This is a genomic window from Cellulomonas sp. NPDC058312 (assembly GCF_042880135.1).
In the GTDB taxonomy this organism is placed as follows: Bacteria; Actinomycetota; Actinomycetes; order Actinomycetales; family Cellulomonadaceae; genus Cellulomonas.
This window is the reverse complement of record NZ_JBHVZE010000004.1, coordinates 94,526-111,219: the sequence shown is the minus strand read 5'-3', so window position 1 is coordinate 111,219 and position 16,694 is coordinate 94,526. Positions and strand designations below refer to the sequence as shown.

Genomic DNA, 16,694 nt, shown 5'->3' with positions numbered 1-16,694 from the left:
GACCCGGTCCGCCTGGACGGGTGGTGACGGATGCCGACGGCAGTGATCCGGACCGCCGCCGCGCTCCGCGCCGACCGCCGCACCCTGCTGCTCGCCGCGGGCACCGTGATGTCGGCGTTCGCGATCGGTGCCGCCGTGCAGACCGCGTGGGTGTTCGGCAACCAGGGCGGCGACGTCCCCGTGCTCGCGCGGATCGGCGCGAACCTGACGGCCGTCGTGGCGATGCTGGTGATCCTCGCGGTGACCGGGGTGTCGCTGCCGCAGCGCGGGGCGCTGACGATGTCCGCGGGCGTGCTCGGCGCCGGCGTGACCGCCTCCGGCGTGCGGTTCGCGTCCCAGCTGCTGCTGGACGTCTACGTCGACCCGCCGCAGCGGGTGATCGTCGCCGAGCTGGCCAGCGGCGCGACCGTGGCGTGGATCGCCGCGAGCATGGGCCTGGCGGCGATGCTGTCGCAGCGCCGGCTGCGGCTCGAGGTGACGAACGCCGCCCAGGACCGGCTGCGGATCGAGCTGGCGCTCCAGGCGCTGCAGCACGAGGAGGTGCGGGTCCGCCGCGAGGTCGCCGAGGGGCTGCACGGCAGCATGCAGCAGCGCCTCGTGCTGATCGTCGCCCGGCTCGACGGCCTGCTGGGCGGGCTGGGGGAGCGGGCGACGGAGGCGGACCTGACGATCCTGCGGGAGGTGCGCGCGGAGATCGAGACGGTCCGGGAGGCCGACGTCCGGGCGACCAGCCGGATGCTCTACCCCGACCAGCTCGAGGTCGGGATGGTGCCGGCGATCCGGGCGCTGCTCGGCCGGATCCCGACGGCCGTGAACACGCGCCTGGGTGTCACCGACGAGGTCCGGGTGCTGGACGACCCGACCGCCTCCCGCCTCACCCGCAGCGAGCGGCTGCTCGCGGTGCGGGTGGTCGAGGAGGCCATCTCGAACGCGCTGCGCCACGGCCGCGCGGAGGTGGTGGACGTCCGGGTCTCGCTGGTGGACGACTCCCTGGAGCTGCGGGTGTCGGACGACGGCCGCGGGTTCGGCGACGAGGCGGGGGTGCCGTCGGGGACGGCGCGGCTGGCCGACCGGCTGCGGCTCGCGGGGGGCGAGCTGCGGGTGTCGTCGGTGCCGGGCGACGGCACCCAGGTGGTCGCCCGCCTTCCGGTGGAATCGCTGCGGACCGCACCGCTGTGACCTGCGACGCCAGGATTTCACCCACACGCTTTGTCTGATTTGCCCGGCTTCCGGTTGCTGCCCGGGGGCACCCGTGCGGGTGGGTGGGTGGTGGCACCCAGAAAGCGCCTCCCCGGCCGCTGCCGCCCGGCCCTACTGTGCGCGAGCCGCGTCGCCGGGAAACCCCTGCTCCGACGACCGGCGGACGCGTGAGGTGCTCCGGCGCCACGGACGCGTCGGTCACCGTCAGCCGTCCCTGAGGAGTCTTCGCATGTCCACGTCCACCGCCCCCCGACGCCCCGCCCTGCGCCGCAAGGTCGTCGCGCTGACCGTCGCCGGTCTCGGCATCGCCGGTCTCGGCCTGGCGTCCGCCGCCCAGCTCAACCTGACCGCCGGCGCGCTCGGCGCGGGCACCACCGTCGTCGCGTCCTGCGACTCCGACGGCGTCGCGGTCGCGTTCACCAACGCGTTCGCCGCCGCCGCCAAGGGCTACACCGTCACCGAGGTCAAGCTGTCCGGCGTCGCCGCCGGCTGCGCGGGCCAGACCGTCAAGGTCGACCTGCTCAACACCGACCCGGCCGACGGCTCGACCGGCGCCTCGCTCGGCCAGGTCACCGGCACCGTCGCCGCCAGCGGCGGCTCCGTCACGCTGGCGGTCCCCGGCTCGGTCAAGGCGGCCGACGTCAAGGGCGTCGCGGTCGTCATCGCCAGCTGACGGACGCACCATCCGCGCGCGGCACGCCACGACGGCCGGTGCGGGCAGCCCCCCTGCCCCGCACCGGCCGTCCGGCGTGCCCGCACGCGTCCGGGGGGCGATCGGCTGGCTCGGCACCGCCGCGGTCGTGGCGGTGCTGGTCTGGTTCGGCTGGCCCAGCACGCTCGGGGGCTGCACGACCCTGACGATCGTCTCCGGCCTGTCGATGGAGCCCACCTACTCCACCGGGGACCTGGTCGTGTCCCGGTGCGGGGTGCCCGACGAGGGCGATGTGGTCGTGTACTCGCCGCCCGACGCGACCGACGGCCGGATCATCCACCGCGTCGTCGGCGGCGACGCGGCGGACGGCTGGATCATCCAGGGCGACAACAACGACTTCCTCGACCCGTGGCGCCCGCATGCCGAGGACGTGCTCGGCATCGCCCGGTGGCACGTCCCCGGGCTCGGCAAGGTCGCGACGGTGCTGCTCGACCCGTGGACCTGGGCGTCGCTGGTCGTCGTGGCCGGCGGCGTGCTGCTCTGGCCGACCCGGCCGGACGACGACCCGGACGACGACCCGGACGACGACCCGGACGACGACCCGGAGCCCGCGTGACCGCGATCGTCCGCCGGCGCACCCTGGCGCTGGCCGCCCTCGGCCTGGTGGTGCTCGCGGTCGTCGTGCTCGCCCTGCGCCCCGCGAGCGCCGCGCGCCTGCCGCTGACCGGCGCGCAGATCATGACCGCGCGCGCCGCGCCGTGCTCGTCGGCGTCGATCGGGGCGGCCGCGGGCGGCACCGGCACCGGCTCGACGCAGGTGGTGCTGACCGGGGTGCCCGAGGGCTGCCGCGGGCGTGCCGCGACCGTCCGGCTGTTCGCGGCCGACGGGACGGCCCTGGCCGCCGCGGACACCGCTGTCACGCTCGCGGCCACCACCAGCACGACCGTCACGGTCCCCGCGTACACGCCCGCCCGGGTCGGCGGGGTGGCGGTGACCGTCGGGACGTGGTCGCTGCCGACGACGTGGACCGCACCGTCCGGCTCGGTGGCCGGACCGGTCACCCCCGGCGCCGGCACCGCGTTCGGCCCGGTCACCTGGAGCCAGGTCGCGTCGTCCGGGACGCAGGCGTGCGTGTCCGTGCCGGTCTCCGCGGCGCCCGGCACGCCGTGGCGGGTCGACCTGCACCTCGACCAGCGCCCGTTCAACGGGCTGACGTCGGGCGCCGGGTTCGTGGTGAGCCCGTGGTGGGCGCGCCTGGCGTCCACCACCCCCGTCGCCGGCGTCGTCTCCGTGGTCGGTGGACCGGGGTACGAGACGCTCGCCGCGGGCCAGTCCGTGACCGTCACGGCCTGCCACTACGACCTGCCCGTGCCGGCGTACGACCCGGCGCTGGCCTACTCCCAGACGATCGGCACCCCGACTGGCAGCGGCGCGTACGCGTGCCTGCCCGTGACGGTGGGCGTCGCGGGCACCCCGCAGTTCTTCGCGGGCTGGCGGACCGACGTGGACCTCGCGCCGCTCGTCGCGTGGATGACCGCGCGGGGCGGCGCGCCCGACCTGCGGACCGTGTCCGTGCCGGGCAGCTTCGCGGCGGAGTCCCGGGGCGCGGGCGTGGTCCGGGTGACGCCGACCGGGTGGGACACCTGGGGCGTCCGCGACGACACCGCCCGCGCGTTCCAGGTCTGCGTGCGCTCCTGACCCGCGCGACCGGGTGGCGCCGGTCGTCCCGGGATCGCCCGGACGGGTGGTTCCGCCCCGGGGTGCTCAACGCGCGCCCCCGCCCGACGATGGGGGCACCAGGTCGACGGATCGACCTGGTGTTGTTCCACGGAGGGGGCGCCGATGGCGCACGAGCGCACCCGCGCGCGCCGCGCGGCAGGAGTCACCCTGGCGTGGCTGGGGTGCGCCGGCCTGGCGGTCTCGATGGCCCGCGCCGCGACCTGGGACGGCACCGCTGCTGCTCCCGCGGGCGCCTGCGTGGTCAGCCGGATCGAGGTGGGCTACGACATCGACTACGTCGCGGCGCTCGGCGGCTACGGCGTGACCGGCGCCGCCCTGTCCGACGTGCCCGCGGGCTGCGCGGGCCGCGAGGTGGCGGTGACCCTGCACGGGTCGGACGACGAGGCGCTGGCCGAGGCGCGCGCGACCGTGACGGCCCCGACCACCACGATCGCGATGCCGGCCGCGCAGGTCCCGGTCGAGGCGCTGTCCGGCGTCTCCCTCGCCCTGGTCACCGACGGCGGGAGCGCCACCGCCACCGCCGAGACCGGGTGAGCACCGGTTGCCCGGTCCGGCGTCAGAACTCGGTGAGCGTCGGCAGCTTCGGCCGGCGGGTGTCGCCCGACGACGTGCCGCGCAGCCGCCGCGTCGCCCACGGGTAGGCGTAGACCCGCACCCACCGCGCGTCGAGCCGGGCCTGCTCGACGCGGCTGACCCGGGGGACGTCCGTCGGCGGGTCGTCCCAGGCGGCGTCGTCCGGTGCCAGCCCGAGCCCGACCAGCGCGCCCTGCGCGACCCGGGCGTGCGCCTCGGTGGTCAGGTGGATCCGGTCGGGCGACCACATCCGGATGTCCCGCAGGTGCCGCATGCCCCACAGGTCGAGCACGTGCGCGCCGTGCCGCCGGGCGATCGACCAGATGTGCGCGTTGTAGACGCCGACCTTCGGGCGCGTCACCGACACCAGCGCCGAGCCCGCGGAGTCGAACCCGGTCGCCAGGAGCACGTCCGCGCCGGTCGCACGCACCCGTGACACCGCCTGCTCGAGCTGCCGGGCGAGCCGGTCGGGGTCGGAGCCGGGGCGCAGGATGTCGTTGCCGCCGCCGACCAGGCTCACCAGGTCGGGCTCGAGGGCCAGCGCCGCCGGGAGCTGCTCGGCGACGACCGCCCGGAGCAGCCGGCCGCGCACGGCGAGGTTCGCGTACTGCAGCGGCGGCAGGCCGGCCGCGCGGCGCCGGTCGGACAGGTGCGCGGCGAGCACGTCGGCCCAGCCGCGCAGCGGACCGTCCTCGCCGCCCGGCGAGTCCCAGAGCCCCTCGGTGAACGAGTCGCCCACCGCCACGTACCGCGACCAGCGCGGGGCACCGCCCGCCACGTCGTGCTGCGTCGTCATGCCCGCAGTCTGCCCCCGCGGCACCGCCGGTGTCAGGGCAACGCCCAGTCGACCGGCGCGGCGCCCTGCTCGGCGAGCAGCGCGTCCACCCGGGAGAACGGCCGCGAGCCGAGGAACCCCCGGCGTGCCGACAGCGGGCTCGGGTGCGCGCTCGCGACCACCGGGACGTCGCCGAGGTGCGGGGCGAGCTGCTGGGCGTCCCGCCCCCAGAGGACGGCGACGAGCGGGCCGCCGCGCTCGACCAGCGCCTCGATCGCGCGCGCCGTGACCTGCTCCCACCCCCGGCCGCGGTGCGACGCCGGCTCGCCGGGGCGGACGGTGAGCACGCGGTTGAGCAGCAGCACGCCCTGGTCCGCCCACGGCGACAGGTCCCCGGTGGTGGGTCGCGGCACGCCGAGGTCGGACTCGAGCTCCGTGAAGATGTTCGCGAGCGACCGCGGCACGGGGCGCACGTCCGGCTGCACCGAGAACGACAGCCCCGTCGGGTGCCCGGGCGTGGGGTACGGGTCCTGGCCGACGAGCAGCACCCGCACGTCCGCGAGCGGCCGGGTGAACGCGCGCAGCACGTCCGGCCCGGCAGGCAGGTACCCGCGCCCGGCGGCGACCTCCGCGCGCAGGAACGCCCCGGCGGCGTGGACGTGCTCCTCGACGGGCGCCAGCGCGGCCGCCCAGTCGGGCGCGACCAGCTCGGCGAGGGGAGCGGCGATCACGGTCCCCGACGCTATCCCACCCTGCGCCTGCGCCTGCCTGCGCCTGCCTGCGCCGGCGTGCGCCGAGATCGCAGAACGCGCCTGTGCCGCGGGGTCGCGGTCCAGGCGCGTCCTGCCATCTCGACGAGGGGGGTGGGGAGGGCGTGCGGGGGCGCGGCAGGAATGACACCGGTGTGATTACCGCCGTACGATGGGCGCCGACCGCGGGTGGACGCAGGAGGTGGCGGGTGATGGCAGGGCTGGACGCGACGGCGCAGCAGGACGTGACCCGGCCGGTGCTGGTGGCGCTCGACACCCCGGCCGACGGCTCCCCGGCCGACGGGACGCCCGGCGCCCGGCTCACGGAGCGCGACCAGCAGGTCCTCGCCTTCGAGCGCCAGTGGTGGAAGTACGCCGGCGCGAAGGAGCAGGCGATCCGCGACCTGTTCGACATGTCGGCGACCCGGTACTACCAGGTGCTGAACGCCCTGATCGACTCCCCGGACGCCCTCGCGCACGACCCGATGCTGGTCAAGCGGCTCCGCCGGATGCGCTCGACGCGGCAGCGCGCCCGCAGCGCGCGGCGGCTCGGCGCGGACGCATGAGGGTCTGAGCAGCGCGAGCCGTTAGCCTGTCCGCCGTGACGAAGGCCAGCGACCGGTACCCGGAGGACGAGTTCGACGCCGAGCCGGCGCAGGATGTGCCGGTGGGCGTCCACCGGGCACCCCGCGGCTGGTGGAGCCGGTGGTGGCCGTTCGTGGCCGTCGTCGTTCTCGTCCCGTCGCTGACGGTCGGGTTCGTGCTGTGGGCGTCCTCGTGGGACGGCTCGCTGCCGGGCTTCGGCAGCTCGTCCGCGCCGCCCGCCGCCCAGGAGCCGGCCGAGTCGCCCGACCCGTCCGCCACCGAGGGGACGCCCACGGAGGAGGCGCCCGCCGAGGAGGCGCCGGCCGAGGAGGCGCCGGCCGAGGAGGCCCCCGTCGAGGAGGCGCCCCCGGCGCCCGACCTGGCCGCGTCCGTGCGCGTGCTGAACGCGGCGAACCGGCAGGGGCTCGCGGCGAGCACCGCCGAGGACCTCGAGGACGCCGGCTTCACGGCCGTCACGGCGGGCAACGGCAACGCCGGCGGCAGCACCGCGACCACGGTGTTCTACGGGACGCCCGAGCTCGCCGCGACGGCGCAGCAGGTCGCGACGACGCTGGGCATCACCAACGTCGTCGAGTCCGCCGACGTGGCCGAGGACGGCGTCGTCGTCCTGCTGCTGCGCGACTTCGTCAGCTGACCTCTTCCGCCCGCCGCGGCGCCCCGGCTACAGTCGGCGGCGTCGCGGTGAGCGCGCTCCCACGCCGATCGCGACGCGCCGTGCCCACCTGAACGCGCCGGACACCGGCCGGACCGAGGAGCAGCCGCATGCCGCAGGGGACCGTGAAGTGGTTCAACGCCGAGAAGGGCTTCGGGTTCATCACCCCGGCCGACGGCGGGCAGGACCTGTTCGTGCACTTCAGCGCCATCCAGTCGAGCGGCTACCGCAGCCTCGACGAGGGCCAGCAGGTGGAGTTCGAGGTCGGGCAGGGCACCAAGGGCCCGCAGGCGGACCAGGTCCGCCCGCTCTGAGCCCGCGGCGACCGGGCAGCCGGCGACGCGCCGGTCAGCCGTCCAGGGCGTCGACGGTCAGCACCACCGACGCGGCGGTCCACGCCAGCGGGGCCACCGCCGCCGGTGAGCCGTCCGCGAGGACCTTCTCCGGCAGCGCCCCCATCGCCGTGCGGTGCGCGTCCAGCCAGTCCAGCCGCGCGCGCGCCTCGTCGTCGAACCCGTTCGACGCGGCGGTCAGGGCGTACAGCGACGTCTGGGGCGTCCACGAGATGCCGTCGCGCTTCCACGCGGCCCCGGGCGCCAGGCCGCCCGCCGGCCGCGCCATCGCCGCCGCCGACGCCTGCCACGCCTCCACGCCGCCCGTCAGGGCGACGGGCTGGAACGGGGGCAGCACGAACGCGCTCGCCGCGTCCGCGGGCCCGCCGTCGGCGTACCGCCCGTAGGCGTCGTCCCCGCCGAACGCCCGCTCGACGGCCGCGCGCGTGCGGGTCGCGGCGTCGCGCGCCTCATCCGCCGCGACCGGGTCGCCGAGCAGGTCCAGCACGTCGTCCGCCGCCTCGAGCCCCGCGAGCAGCGGCGCGACCGTCCCGAGGGTCAGCTCGTCCTCCTCGACCTCCCAGTAGTCGGGGGACGCCGCGGGCAGTCCGTCGCCGGCCACCAGGGCGGTCGCCTGCGCGGTGCCGCGGCGGACCAGCTGCTCGAGGCGTGCGGCCGTGGCCGGTCGGTCGGCGGGGTCGGCGGCGGCGACCACCTCGCCCGCCGCCCACAGCGCCCAGCCGGTGCCGTCCGTCTGCGGTGTGCGGTCGTCCGGCACCGCGCCGGAGCCGTCCGGCAGGTACCGGGCCTGGAACGAGCCGTCGGCCGCCTGCACCCGGGTGAGGAACCCCAGCACGTCGAGCGCGTCCTGCGGGTGCCCGGTGCGCGCGAGCGCCACCGCGACGAACGACGCGTCGCGCGGCCACACGTAGCGCCAGTACGGACTCCACGCCGCGACCGACGCCCCGTCGTCGAGGACGAGGGTCCGCAGGTCCAGCAGGGCGTCCGCGGCCAGGTCCGCGTACGGCCCGTCCGCGCCGGGCACCTCGCCGGACGCCAGCCACGCGCGCTGCTCGTCCGCCAGGGCGTCGTCGGCCGTCGTGGTGTCGTCCACGGGCACCCGGGTGCCGGGGTGCAGCTCCGGCACCTCGCCCACGGGCACCCCCTGCGGGCCGTCCGGGGTGGCGACGACGCCCTCGGTGTAGAGGTCGACGTGCGCCTCGCGCGGTCCCGTGGCGCCGAACGCGACCAGTCCGCACCCGACGACCGCGAGCGCGATGACGGCGGCGACGGTGCGGGACGGCATGCGCGCAGGCTAACGGGAGTTCCCGTGTCGCGGTCAGGCCGTCCCGCCGAGCCACGTCGTCACGGCGCGGGTGAGGTCCTCGCGGTTGTCCACGCCGATCTTCCGGTGGGCCGCCAGGATGTGGTTCTCGACCGTCCGCGTGCTGATGCTCAGCGCCGTCGCGATCTGGCCGCCGGACATCTGCGCGGCCGCGAGCTGGACGATCTCGAGCTCGCGGGCGCTCAGGTCCACCGCCTCGACCAGCGGCGCGAACAGGCCGTGCCGCTCCGCGCCGCGCCCCTGCGCGACGACCCACGCCTCGTCGGCCTGCCGGCAGGCCCCGGCCAGGTCACCCTGCTCGCGGAGCACCAGGGCCCGGGTCACCAGCGCGCGGACGGCGTACAGGTGCGTCCCGCCGGCGTCGAGCCCGGCGGAGGCCGCGGCCAGCGCGTCGGCGTCCCGGTGGGCCGCCGCGACCGCGTAGCGGGTCAGGGCGGCGAGCAGCCGGGAGTCGGCCCCCGCGGTGGCCGCCTCGAGCGCCTCGGCGCGGTCGGGGTCCGGCCGGCGCTCGAGCGACGCCACCGCCGCGACCACGCCCGCGGCGACGTAGCCGCCCGCGACGGAGTCCTGAGCGGCGCGCCACAGCTCGTCCGCGACGTCCGCCTGGTCGCCGCCGCGGGCGAGCGCCAGCAGGGTGCCGGGCACCATCGCGGGGAACGGGCCCTGCCGGTGGCCGAGAGCCCGGGCCTGGACGGCGAGCGCCCGGGCGTACCCGGCGCGGCCCTGCCACCCGGCCACGATCGCCGCGAGCGAGAGCAGGCCCGCCTGGTAGTGGCGGTGCATCGCGAGCACGTGCGGCGCCGCCAGCGCCTCGCCGACGACCTGGTCGAACTCCTCGAAGCGACCCGCCAGCGTCAGCCCCAGGGCGGCGACGTACCAGTGGGACTGCAGCGGCACCGCGTCGACACCCTCCTGGAGCTCGCCGATCCGGTCCAGCGCCCACGCGACGCCCTCCTCCACGTCGCCCGCGAGGACCAGCGCGAGGCCCCGGCAGACCTGGCCGTGGTGCCGGTCGGGCGGGAAGACCGGGTCGTAGCCGTCGAGCAGCGCGCGCGCCTCGCCGACGCGCCCCGCGGCCAGGTGCGTCTCGATCGCCACCGCCGTCAGCGTCTCGGTGCCGATCGGGTCCTGGCCGGGTGCCGCGGGCGCGAGCAGGTCGGTCGGCGGGAGGGAGTCGAGCACGAAGCCCAGGTGCGCCTGCACGCCCCGCAGGAACGCCTCGTACTCCCCGGCCAGCGGTCGCGCCCGCTCCAGCACCTCCCGGGCGCCCGCGAGGTCGTCGCCGCGCAGCGCGCGGAACACCGCCTGCCACGCGGTGAGCAGGGCGCGGGACCGCGGGTCGCCGTCCGGGGCGGTCCGCGCGACCACGGCCTCGACGTCCCCGACGCGCGCGGACGTCGAGTGCATCGCGGCGACCAGCGGGACCGCCATCGCCGCGACCGGCTCGCGCTCCCACGCGGCCCGGCGCGCCGCCAGCTCCGCCTGCCAGTGCTCCGCCGAGCGCTGGGCCACGAGGGAGGCGTGCTCGGCCGCGTCCCCCGGGGACCCCGGCTGCGCGGGCAGCCCGTGCGCCGCGAGCAGCTCGCGGACCTGAGCGCGGCGCGTCACCGAGGCCTCGTGGCGCAGGTACTCGCCGAGGAGGGGCGGGTAGACGCCGATCACCGGCCCGCTGACGGCGTCGCTCACCTGCAGCAGGCCGACGTCGTCGAGCCGGTTCAGCGCGGTCCACGGCAGCAGGCCGCGGGCGCGCAGGACCGGCGACGCCCCGGCCACCGCGAGCAGGGTCACCGCGTCCAGGTCGTCGTCGTGCAGATCGGCGAGCAGGGGCTCGACGGCCTGGGCCAGCTCCGGCGCCCACCCGTCGTCGTCCCCGGTCCACAGGCCGTTCTCGAGCCGCAGACGGCCGCTGCGCCGACCGGAGTCGACCATCGCGTGCACCAGCCCCGGCAGCCCGCCGGACCGGGTGGCGAGGCGCGCGACGACGGCCGGGTCCACGGACGCACCGAGCAGGTCGTGCACCAGGACGTGGATCTGGGCGAACCCCAGCGGCTGCAGCACGACCCGCGCGCCCGGCTGCAGCTCGGTGGTGAGGGCGCGGATCGCCTGCTGGCGCCGCCCGGCGGGTCGGCTGACCGTCAGGACCGGCACGGCCGCGCGCACCCGGGCCGCCATCACGGCGCCCGCGGTCACGTCGTCCAGGTCGTCGGCGTCGTCCATCACGACCACGCAGGACCGCTCCTTGAGCAGCTCGACGAGGGCGTCCACGACGGCTGCGGTGGTCGGGGCGGTCCCGGGGCCGACCAGGTCCAGCCCGGAGACCGCCACGGCCGCGAGCGGCCGGTCGGCCAGCGCGCGCACCCCGGGCAGGCGCACCGCGGACACCCCGGCGTCCCCGAGCAGGTCGGCGACCCGGCGCGCGGCCTGCGACCGCCCCGAGCCGCGCCGACCCACGAGGTTCACGCTCACCCCGTCCAGCAGGTAGCGCACCACCTCGTCCACGACGGCCGGCTCGACGGTGAGCGGCCCGGTCACGGTCGACACCCGCACCACGGTACTCAGCGACGGGCCACCTAGGCCAGACCCTCATCTCTCCACCGCACCTACGCAGGGGGACCCGCGGCACTACTCAGGTCCAGGTAGTGGGCGCGCACCCGACCTGAGCGGACGAGAAGGTTCGGACGAGCCGCCGCCCGGTCCGCCACCAGGACCGCCGCCGCGCGGCGCGGGGGCCCGGCGACGGCCCGTGGCCACCCGCCCCGCTCCCCGTCCGACGTGACCCCCTGGAGACCCTCCCATGACCACCGACAGCCGCACCGTCGCACCGCCCACCCGTCGTCCCGCCCTCCGGGCGCCCCAGGCCCCGCCGGCGGACCGGTCCCGCAGCACGGCGCTGCGGGTCCTGGACCGGGTGCAGAAGACGCTGCTCGACGTCGGGGCCGTGCTCGGGACGATCTCGGTGGTCGTCGTGGTGCTCTGCCTCGTCACCGGCGTGCGCCCGGCCGTCGTGGTCTCGGGCTCGATGGCCCCCGGCATCCCCGTCGGCGCCCTGACCGTCGCCCGCTCCGTCGACGCCGCGTCGGTGGCCGTCGGGGACGTCGTCACCCTGCCCCGCCAGGACGGCGAGGGCCTCGTGACCCACCGCGTGATCGAGGTCGCCCCCGGAGCCGAGGGCGGTGCGACCGAGCTGCGGCTCCAGGGCGACGCGAACGCCGAGCCCGATGCCCGGGCCTACACCGTCGACAGGGTCGGGCTCGTGCTCGGCTCGGTCCCGCACCTCGGCCGGCTCGTCCTGGGCCTGCAGCAGAACGTCGTCGCGGTCGTCGCGGGCCTGCTCGTCCTCACGGCGGTCGCGACCTTCCCGACCAGCCGCCGCGGCCGCGCCTGACGCGCGCCGCCCGCACCGACACCGCACGCAGACGCACACGACACCTCCGGGGGAACGCATGGGATTCGAAGGGACGCGCGGCGCAGTCGACGCCGTGCTCCGGTGGCTGACCGCCGGGCAGAACGTGCTCGTCCGGGGGGACGCGGGCTCGGGGCGCACGGCGGTGCTCGAGGCCACGCTCGCCGCGGCGTCGCACCGCAACGTGTCGGGCCTGCTGCTGCGGGCAGGCGGCTCGACGCCGTACGCACCGCTGCTCGGCCACCCCTCCGCCTCGTCGCGCGAGCCCGCGCAGAGCGAGGCGGCGCTCGCCGAGTGGCTCGCCGGTGAGCTCCCCGGCCCGCGCGCCGTCCTGCTGGTGGACGACGTCGACCTCGTCGACGAGGGCACCGCCGCGGTGGTCCTGCAGGTGGTGCGGCGCACGGGCTGCGCCCTGGTGCTGTCGAGCGCGCGCGACCTCTCCCGGCCGGGCGCCCCCCAGCTCTCCGCGCTGATGGCCCAGTGCGCCCCCGCGGAGGTGCGCCTGCTGCCTCTCGGGTTCACCGCGATGACGGGGCTGCTGTCCTCCGCGCTCGGTGCCGCGCCCGACGTCGCCCTGGTCTCCGCGGTCACGGCCCGTTCGGCGGGCAACCCGCGGGTGGCGGTCGCGCTCGCGCGGGCGGCGCGGTTCGCGGGCGCCGTCGAGATGGTCGACGGCCTGTGGGCCAAGGTCCGCCCGCTCGACGACGCGCCGCTCGACGCGGTCGCGCACGCGCTGCTCGCGCGGCTCGACGACGACGCGGTGCGGGCGCTCGAGCTGGTCGCCTGGCTCGGGTCGATCTCCGGCACCGACGCGAACCGCCTGCTCGGCGACGCGGTGGTCCACGACCTGGTCGCGCACGGCCGCCTGCTCCCGTACCGGCTGGGCGACGAGCCGGAGTCGCTGGTCGTCTCGCCGCCGGCCCTGGCCTCGGCGTTGCGGCAGCGCCTGGGGCGGCGCGACGTGGCCGCGCTCGCCGACCGCCTGGCGACCGCCGCGGTGGCGGCCGGGCAGGCACCGGACGAGGGGGCGGGGGCGCCCGACCGCCTCGTGGTCACCGAGCGCGAGCCCCGCGAGGGCGACTACTGGCGGATGTCCGCGGAGCTGGTCGCGCTCCTGCACCACCGGTCCGCGGACGAGGAGGCCGCCGCACGCAGCGCCTGGGAGGCGACGCGGGGCGCGGGGCGCGCGGTGGCGTACCTCGGGTGCCTGATGCGGCGCCCGGCGGACGAGGAGATCGCGCGCGTGCTGTGCGAGACCCGGCCCGCCCCGGACGACGGCGCGCAGGACCTGGTGCACCTGCGCATGCTGGAGGCGCGGTGGGCCTTCTGGCGCGGCGAGACCGTCGATCAGGTCCGGACCCGGCTGGGCGAGGACGCGGCCGAGCTCCGGCCGTTCCTCGAGGTCGACGGACTGCGCGACGACGTCGTCCGGAGCCTGCAGGACGGCGCGTCCGACGCGGACGTGCTGCGGCCCGTCGACGAGCGCGGCCTGCCCCGGTTCCTGCGCGGCTGGTCCGTCGTCGCCCGGGCCGCCGCGACCCTCGAGGCGGGTCGGCCGGACCTCACCCTGGAGGTCTGCGACCAGATCGGGCCGGGAGAGCTCCTGCCGGAGCTCCACCACCACCTCGACGGGTTCCGCGGCGAGGCGCTGCTCATGCTCGGCGAGCTGCGGGACGCCGAGACCTGGGCCCGCGTCCGCCTGGAGGCGGCGTACGACGCCCTGGACACGGTCGGGATCCGCGTGCACGCGTGCGTCCTCGCGCAGGTGCTCCTCTTCGCCGGGCAGCCGCAGGCGGCGTGGCGCGTCCTCAGCACGGCGGTGCGGCTGGGTCCCGCCGGTCCGCTGGAGAGCACGTACTACCGCCGCGCCCTCGTCCTGGGAGCGGCGCTGCAGGGGAGGGCGGGCGCGCTGCCGGTCGCACGCATCCTGCTCGCGGAGCTCGACGCCGCCCCGCGCAGCCGGAGCCCCCTCGTCCGGTCGCTGCGGGTGCTCGCGCACGCTGCCCTGGAGGTCGCCCTCGACCGCGAGCAGGACGCGTCCGAGCAGATGTGGCAGCGCGGTCGCCGGTTCGCGGACCGGGGGCGGATGCAGCCGGCGCTGCTGTGCTGGCTGCTGTCCTCGGTGCCGATGAGCGCCGAGCAGCTGAGCACCGTGCGCGCCGCCTACGCGCGCACACCGCTGCCGCTGCTCGCTCCGTACCTGCACCTGCACGAGGCGCTCGCCGCCGGTGACGCACGGGCCGTCGGGGCGGCACTGGGTGCGGGGCGGCTCTGGATCCCGGCCGGGCTGACGCGCACGGCGGTCGCGGTGGTGGACGAGTCGAGGTCGGTCGCGGTCGAGGTCGGGAGCGACGTCCCGCCCGCGTCGCCGGGTCGGACGGCGCGGGAGGCGGGGGGCTCGCTGGCCCTGCGGGTGCAGGTGCTCTCCGAGCGGGAGCGGGAGGTGGCGGTCCTGGCCCGCGCCGGGCTGACGAACCGGCAGATCGCCGACCAGCTCGTGCTGAGCGTGCGGACCGTCGAGAACCACATGAGCAGCGTGCTGCGCAAGCTCGGGTTCAGCAGCCGCGGCGAGCTCGACCGCTGGACCGAGGCGTAGCCGCCGCGGCCCGTGGTCTCTGTCCGCCGAGGGCTGAGCGGCCTTGCACTCGGCAGGTCCGAGTGCTAACCATGTGCTTAGCACTCTCGGGTCGAGAGTGACAGAATGAGAAGCGAGGCCGACCTGGTGAGGTCCGCCGCACGACGGGACATGACCGTCGCAGCGGCGTGGCCGTCCGTCGCGGGCACCGACCGGCCGAACCACGAGCCACAGTGAAGGATCGATAGCCCCATGGCCAAGATCATTGCCTTCAACGAGGAGGCCCGTCGCGGCATCGAGCGCGGACTCAACGTCCTCGCCGACACCGTCAAGGTCACCCTGGGCCCCAAGGGCCGCAACGTCGTGCTGGACAAGAAGTGGGGCGCCCCCACGATCACCAACGACGGCGTCTCCATCGCCAAGGAGATCGACCTCGAGGACCCCTTCGAGAAGATCGGCGCGGAGCTCGTCAAGGAGGTCGCCAAGAAGACGGACGACGTCGCGGGTGACGGCACCACCACCGCCACCGTGCTCGCCCAGGCGCTCGTGCGCGAGGGCCTGCGCAACGTCGCCGCCGGCGCCAACCCCATCGCCCTCAAGCGCGGCATCGAGAAGGCCGTCGAGGCCGTCACCGCCGCCCTGCTCGAGCAGGCGAAGGAGATCGAGACCAAGGAGCAGATCGCCGCCACCGCGTCGATCTCCGCCGGCGACACCGCGATCGGCGAGCTCATCGCCGAGGCGCTGGACAAGGTCGGCAAGGAGGGCGTCATCACGGTCGAGGAGTCCAACGCCCTCGGCCTGGAGCTCGAGCTCACGGAGGGCATGCGCTTCGACAAGGGCTTCCTGTCGGCGTACTTCGTGACCGACCCGGAGCGCCAGGAGGCCGTCCTCGAGGACGCCTACGTGCTGCTCGTCGAGTCGAAGATCTCGAACGTCAAGGACCTGCTGCCGCTGCTGGAGAAGGTCATCCAGTCCGGCAAGCCGCTGTTCATCGTCGCCGAGGACGTCGAGGGCGAGGCCCTGGCCACGCTCGTCGTCAACAAGATCCGCGGCACGTTCAAGTCCGTCTCCGTCAAGGCCCCGGGCTTCGGCGACCGCCGCAAGGCGATGCTGCAGGACATGGCGATCCTCACCGGTGGCCAGGTCGTGTCCGAGACCGTCGGCCTCAAGCTCGACACCGTGGGCCTCGAGGTCCTCGGCCAGGCGCGCAAGATCGTCGTCACCAAGGACGAGACCACCATCGTCGAGGGCTCCGGCGACGCCGCCCAGATCCAGGGCCGCGTCAACCAGATCCGCGCCGAGATCGAGAACTCCGACTCGGACTACGACCGCGAGAAGCTCCAGGAGCGCCTCGCGAAGCTGGCCGGCGGCGTGGCCGTCATCAAGGCCGGCGCGGCGACCGAGGTCGAGCTCAAGGAGCGCAAGCACCGCATCGAGGACGCGGTGCGCAACGCCAAGGCCGCCGTCGAGGAGGGCATCGTCGCCGGTGGTGGCGTCGCGCTCATCCAGGCCGGCGAGAAGGCCTTCGCGACGCTCGAGCTCGAGGGCGACGAGGCGACCGGTGCGCAGATCGTGCGCATCGCGATCGACGCGCCGCTGAAGCAGATCGCCATCAACGCCGGCCTCGAGGGCGGCGTCGTGGCGGAGAAGGTCCGCAACCTCCCCGCGGGCTCCGGCCTCAACGCCGCGACCGGCGTGTACGAGGACCTGCTGGCCGCCGGCGTCAACGACCCGGTCAAGGTCACCCGCTCCGCGCTGCAGAACGCGTCGTCCATCGCGGCGCTGTTCCTCACCACGGAGGCGGTCGTCGCCGACAAGCCCGAGAAGTCGGCCCCGGCCGGCCCCGGTGGCGACGGCGGCATGGGCGGCATGGACTTCTGATCCAGTCGCCGCGGGGCTGACGCCCCGCACCAGCACGGCACGACGGGCCGGTCACCCCACGGGGTGGCCGGCCCGTCGCACGTCCCGTCCCCCGCGCCCGCGCGCCGCTCCCGCGGTCCATGGAAGTTGGGAGGCCACCCGGTTAAAGGGCGAGGGGGCACCGCCAGGGGCCAAAACCGAGGCGGGAGGGGGGGGGGGGGGGGGGCGGCGG

Annotated in this window: 15 protein-coding genes; 11 read left to right on the top strand and 4 right to left on the bottom strand. The window is 76.4% G+C overall.

Annotated features, from left to right (window positions below):
* The first annotated feature begins 30 nt into the window (after nucleotides 1–30).
* From ACFVXN_RS13065 to ACFVXN_RS13045, 5 genes are all read left to right on the top strand, one after another.
* Nucleotides 31–1,179 (top strand): sensor histidine kinase, encoded by a 1,149-nt coding sequence (locus ACFVXN_RS13065; protein ID WP_389232927.1) that lies wholly within the window; start codon nucleotides 31–33, stop codon nucleotides 1,177–1,179.
* Between the two features lie 250 nt (nucleotides 1,180–1,429).
* Nucleotides 1,430–1,873 (top strand): hypothetical protein, encoded by a 444-nt coding sequence (locus ACFVXN_RS13060; protein WP_389232923.1) that lies wholly within the window; start codon nucleotides 1,430–1,432, stop codon nucleotides 1,871–1,873.
* Between the two features lie 76 nt (nucleotides 1,874–1,949).
* A complete protein-coding gene (locus tag ACFVXN_RS13055; RefSeq protein ID WP_389232920.1) occupies nucleotides 1,950–2,468 on the top strand; it encodes a signal peptidase I in 519 nt (172 codons plus the stop codon).
* A complete protein-coding gene (locus tag ACFVXN_RS13050) occupies nucleotides 2,465–3,550 on the top strand; it encodes a hypothetical protein (protein WP_389232918.1) in 1,086 nt (361 codons plus the stop codon). The genes ACFVXN_RS13055 and ACFVXN_RS13050 overlap by 4 nt, the downstream gene beginning before the upstream one ends.
* Nucleotides 3,551–3,694: 144 nt before the next feature.
* On the top strand, nucleotides 3,695–4,126 hold the full coding sequence (locus tag ACFVXN_RS13045) for a hypothetical protein (protein WP_389232915.1): 432 nt from the start codon (nucleotides 3,695–3,697) through the stop codon (nucleotides 4,124–4,126).
* Nucleotides 4,127–4,148: 22 nt separating this feature from the next.
* Here ACFVXN_RS13045 and ACFVXN_RS13040 read toward each other — a convergent pair whose 3' ends face one another.
* Nucleotides 4,149–4,961 carry an SGNH/GDSL hydrolase family protein gene (locus ACFVXN_RS13040; RefSeq protein WP_389232912.1) on the bottom strand — a complete coding sequence of 271 codons (813 nt, stop codon included), beginning with the start codon at nucleotides 4,959–4,961 and terminating at the stop codon, nucleotides 4,149–4,151.
* 32 nt (nucleotides 4,962–4,993) lie between these two features.
* Nucleotides 4,994–5,668: a uracil-DNA glycosylase gene (locus tag ACFVXN_RS13035; protein ID WP_389234040.1), complete on the bottom strand. Its 675-nt coding sequence runs from the start codon at nucleotides 5,666–5,668 to the stop codon at nucleotides 4,994–4,996.
* Between the two features lie 233 nt (nucleotides 5,669–5,901).
* Here ACFVXN_RS13035 and ACFVXN_RS13030 point away from each other — a divergent pair, with 233 nt between their 5' ends.
* The 3 genes from ACFVXN_RS13030 (at nucleotide 5,902) to ACFVXN_RS13020 (ending at nucleotide 7,261) form a co-directional block, all read left to right on the top strand.
* On the top strand, nucleotides 5,902–6,255 hold the full coding sequence (locus ACFVXN_RS13030; RefSeq protein ID WP_389232909.1) for a DUF3263 domain-containing protein: 354 nt from the start codon (nucleotides 5,902–5,904) through the stop codon (nucleotides 6,253–6,255).
* A 35-nt stretch (nucleotides 6,256–6,290) separates the two neighbouring features.
* The gene (locus ACFVXN_RS13025) at nucleotides 6,291–6,929 is read left to right on the top strand and encodes a LytR C-terminal domain-containing protein (protein ID WP_389232906.1); all 639 of its coding nucleotides are present in this window, start codon (nucleotides 6,291–6,293) and stop codon (nucleotides 6,927–6,929) included.
* A gap of 128 nt (nucleotides 6,930–7,057) precedes the next feature.
* Nucleotides 7,058–7,261: a cold-shock protein gene (locus tag ACFVXN_RS13020; RefSeq protein WP_389232903.1), complete on the top strand. Its 204-nt coding sequence runs from the start codon at nucleotides 7,058–7,060 to the stop codon at nucleotides 7,259–7,261.
* A gap of 34 nt (nucleotides 7,262–7,295) precedes the next feature.
* On the opposite strand, the gene ACFVXN_RS13015 is transcribed toward ACFVXN_RS13020, so the two are convergent.
* Nucleotides 7,296–8,585, bottom strand: coding sequence for a glycoside hydrolase family 15 (locus ACFVXN_RS13015; protein ID WP_389232900.1), 1,290 nt, complete (start codon nucleotides 8,583–8,585; stop codon nucleotides 7,296–7,298).
* A gap of 33 nt (nucleotides 8,586–8,618) precedes the next feature.
* Nucleotides 8,619–11,165, bottom strand: coding sequence for a LuxR C-terminal-related transcriptional regulator (locus ACFVXN_RS13010; protein WP_389232897.1), 2,547 nt, complete (start codon nucleotides 11,163–11,165; stop codon nucleotides 8,619–8,621).
* Between the two features lie 253 nt (nucleotides 11,166–11,418).
* Between ACFVXN_RS13010 and ACFVXN_RS13005 the strand changes: the two genes are divergently transcribed.
* The 3 genes from ACFVXN_RS13005 (at nucleotide 11,419) to groL (ending at nucleotide 16,483) form a co-directional block, all read left to right on the top strand.
* The gene (locus ACFVXN_RS13005; protein ID WP_389232894.1) at nucleotides 11,419–12,009 is read left to right on the top strand and encodes a signal peptidase I; all 591 of its coding nucleotides are present in this window, start codon (nucleotides 11,419–11,421) and stop codon (nucleotides 12,007–12,009) included.
* 58 nt (nucleotides 12,010–12,067) lie between these two features.
* On the top strand, nucleotides 12,068–14,623 hold the full coding sequence (locus ACFVXN_RS13000) for a LuxR C-terminal-related transcriptional regulator (protein WP_389232891.1): 2,556 nt from the start codon (nucleotides 12,068–12,070) through the stop codon (nucleotides 14,621–14,623).
* 231 nt (nucleotides 14,624–14,854) lie between these two features.
* On the top strand, nucleotides 14,855–16,483 hold the full coding sequence (gene groL, locus ACFVXN_RS12995) for a chaperonin GroEL (protein WP_389232888.1): 1,629 nt from the start codon (nucleotides 14,855–14,857) through the stop codon (nucleotides 16,481–16,483).
* The last annotated feature ends 211 nt before the right edge of the window (nucleotides 16,484–16,694 follow it).

Bases quoted from the DNA above. Each gene is read 5' to 3' on its own strand.
- ACFVXN_RS13040 (WP_389232912.1), bottom strand. From the start codon at position 4,961: ATGACGACGCAGCACGACGTGGCGGGCGGTGCCCCGCGCTGGTCGCGG.
- groL (WP_389232888.1), top strand. From the start codon at position 14,855: ATGGCCAAGATCATTGCCTTCAACGAGGAGGCCCGTCGCGGCATCGAG.
- ACFVXN_RS13065 (WP_389232927.1), top strand. From the start codon at position 31: ATGCCGACGGCAGTGATCCGGACCGCCGCCGCGCTCCGCGCCGACCGC.
- ACFVXN_RS13000 (WP_389232891.1), top strand. From the start codon at position 12,068: ATGGGATTCGAAGGGACGCGCGGCGCAGTCGACGCCGTGCTCCGGTGG.
- ACFVXN_RS13015 (WP_389232900.1), bottom strand. From the start codon at position 8,585: ATGCCGTCCCGCACCGTCGCCGCCGTCATCGCGCTCGCGGTCGTCGGG.
- ACFVXN_RS13005 (WP_389232894.1), top strand. From the start codon at position 11,419: ATGACCACCGACAGCCGCACCGTCGCACCGCCCACCCGTCGTCCCGCC.
- ACFVXN_RS13030 (WP_389232909.1), top strand. From the start codon at position 5,902: ATGGCAGGGCTGGACGCGACGGCGCAGCAGGACGTGACCCGGCCGGTG.
- ACFVXN_RS13060 (WP_389232923.1), top strand. From the start codon at position 1,430: ATGTCCACGTCCACCGCCCCCCGACGCCCCGCCCTGCGCCGCAAGGTC.
- ACFVXN_RS13045 (WP_389232915.1), top strand. From the start codon at position 3,695: ATGGCGCACGAGCGCACCCGCGCGCGCCGCGCGGCAGGAGTCACCCTG.
- ACFVXN_RS13020 (WP_389232903.1), top strand. From the start codon at position 7,058: ATGCCGCAGGGGACCGTGAAGTGGTTCAACGCCGAGAAGGGCTTCGGG.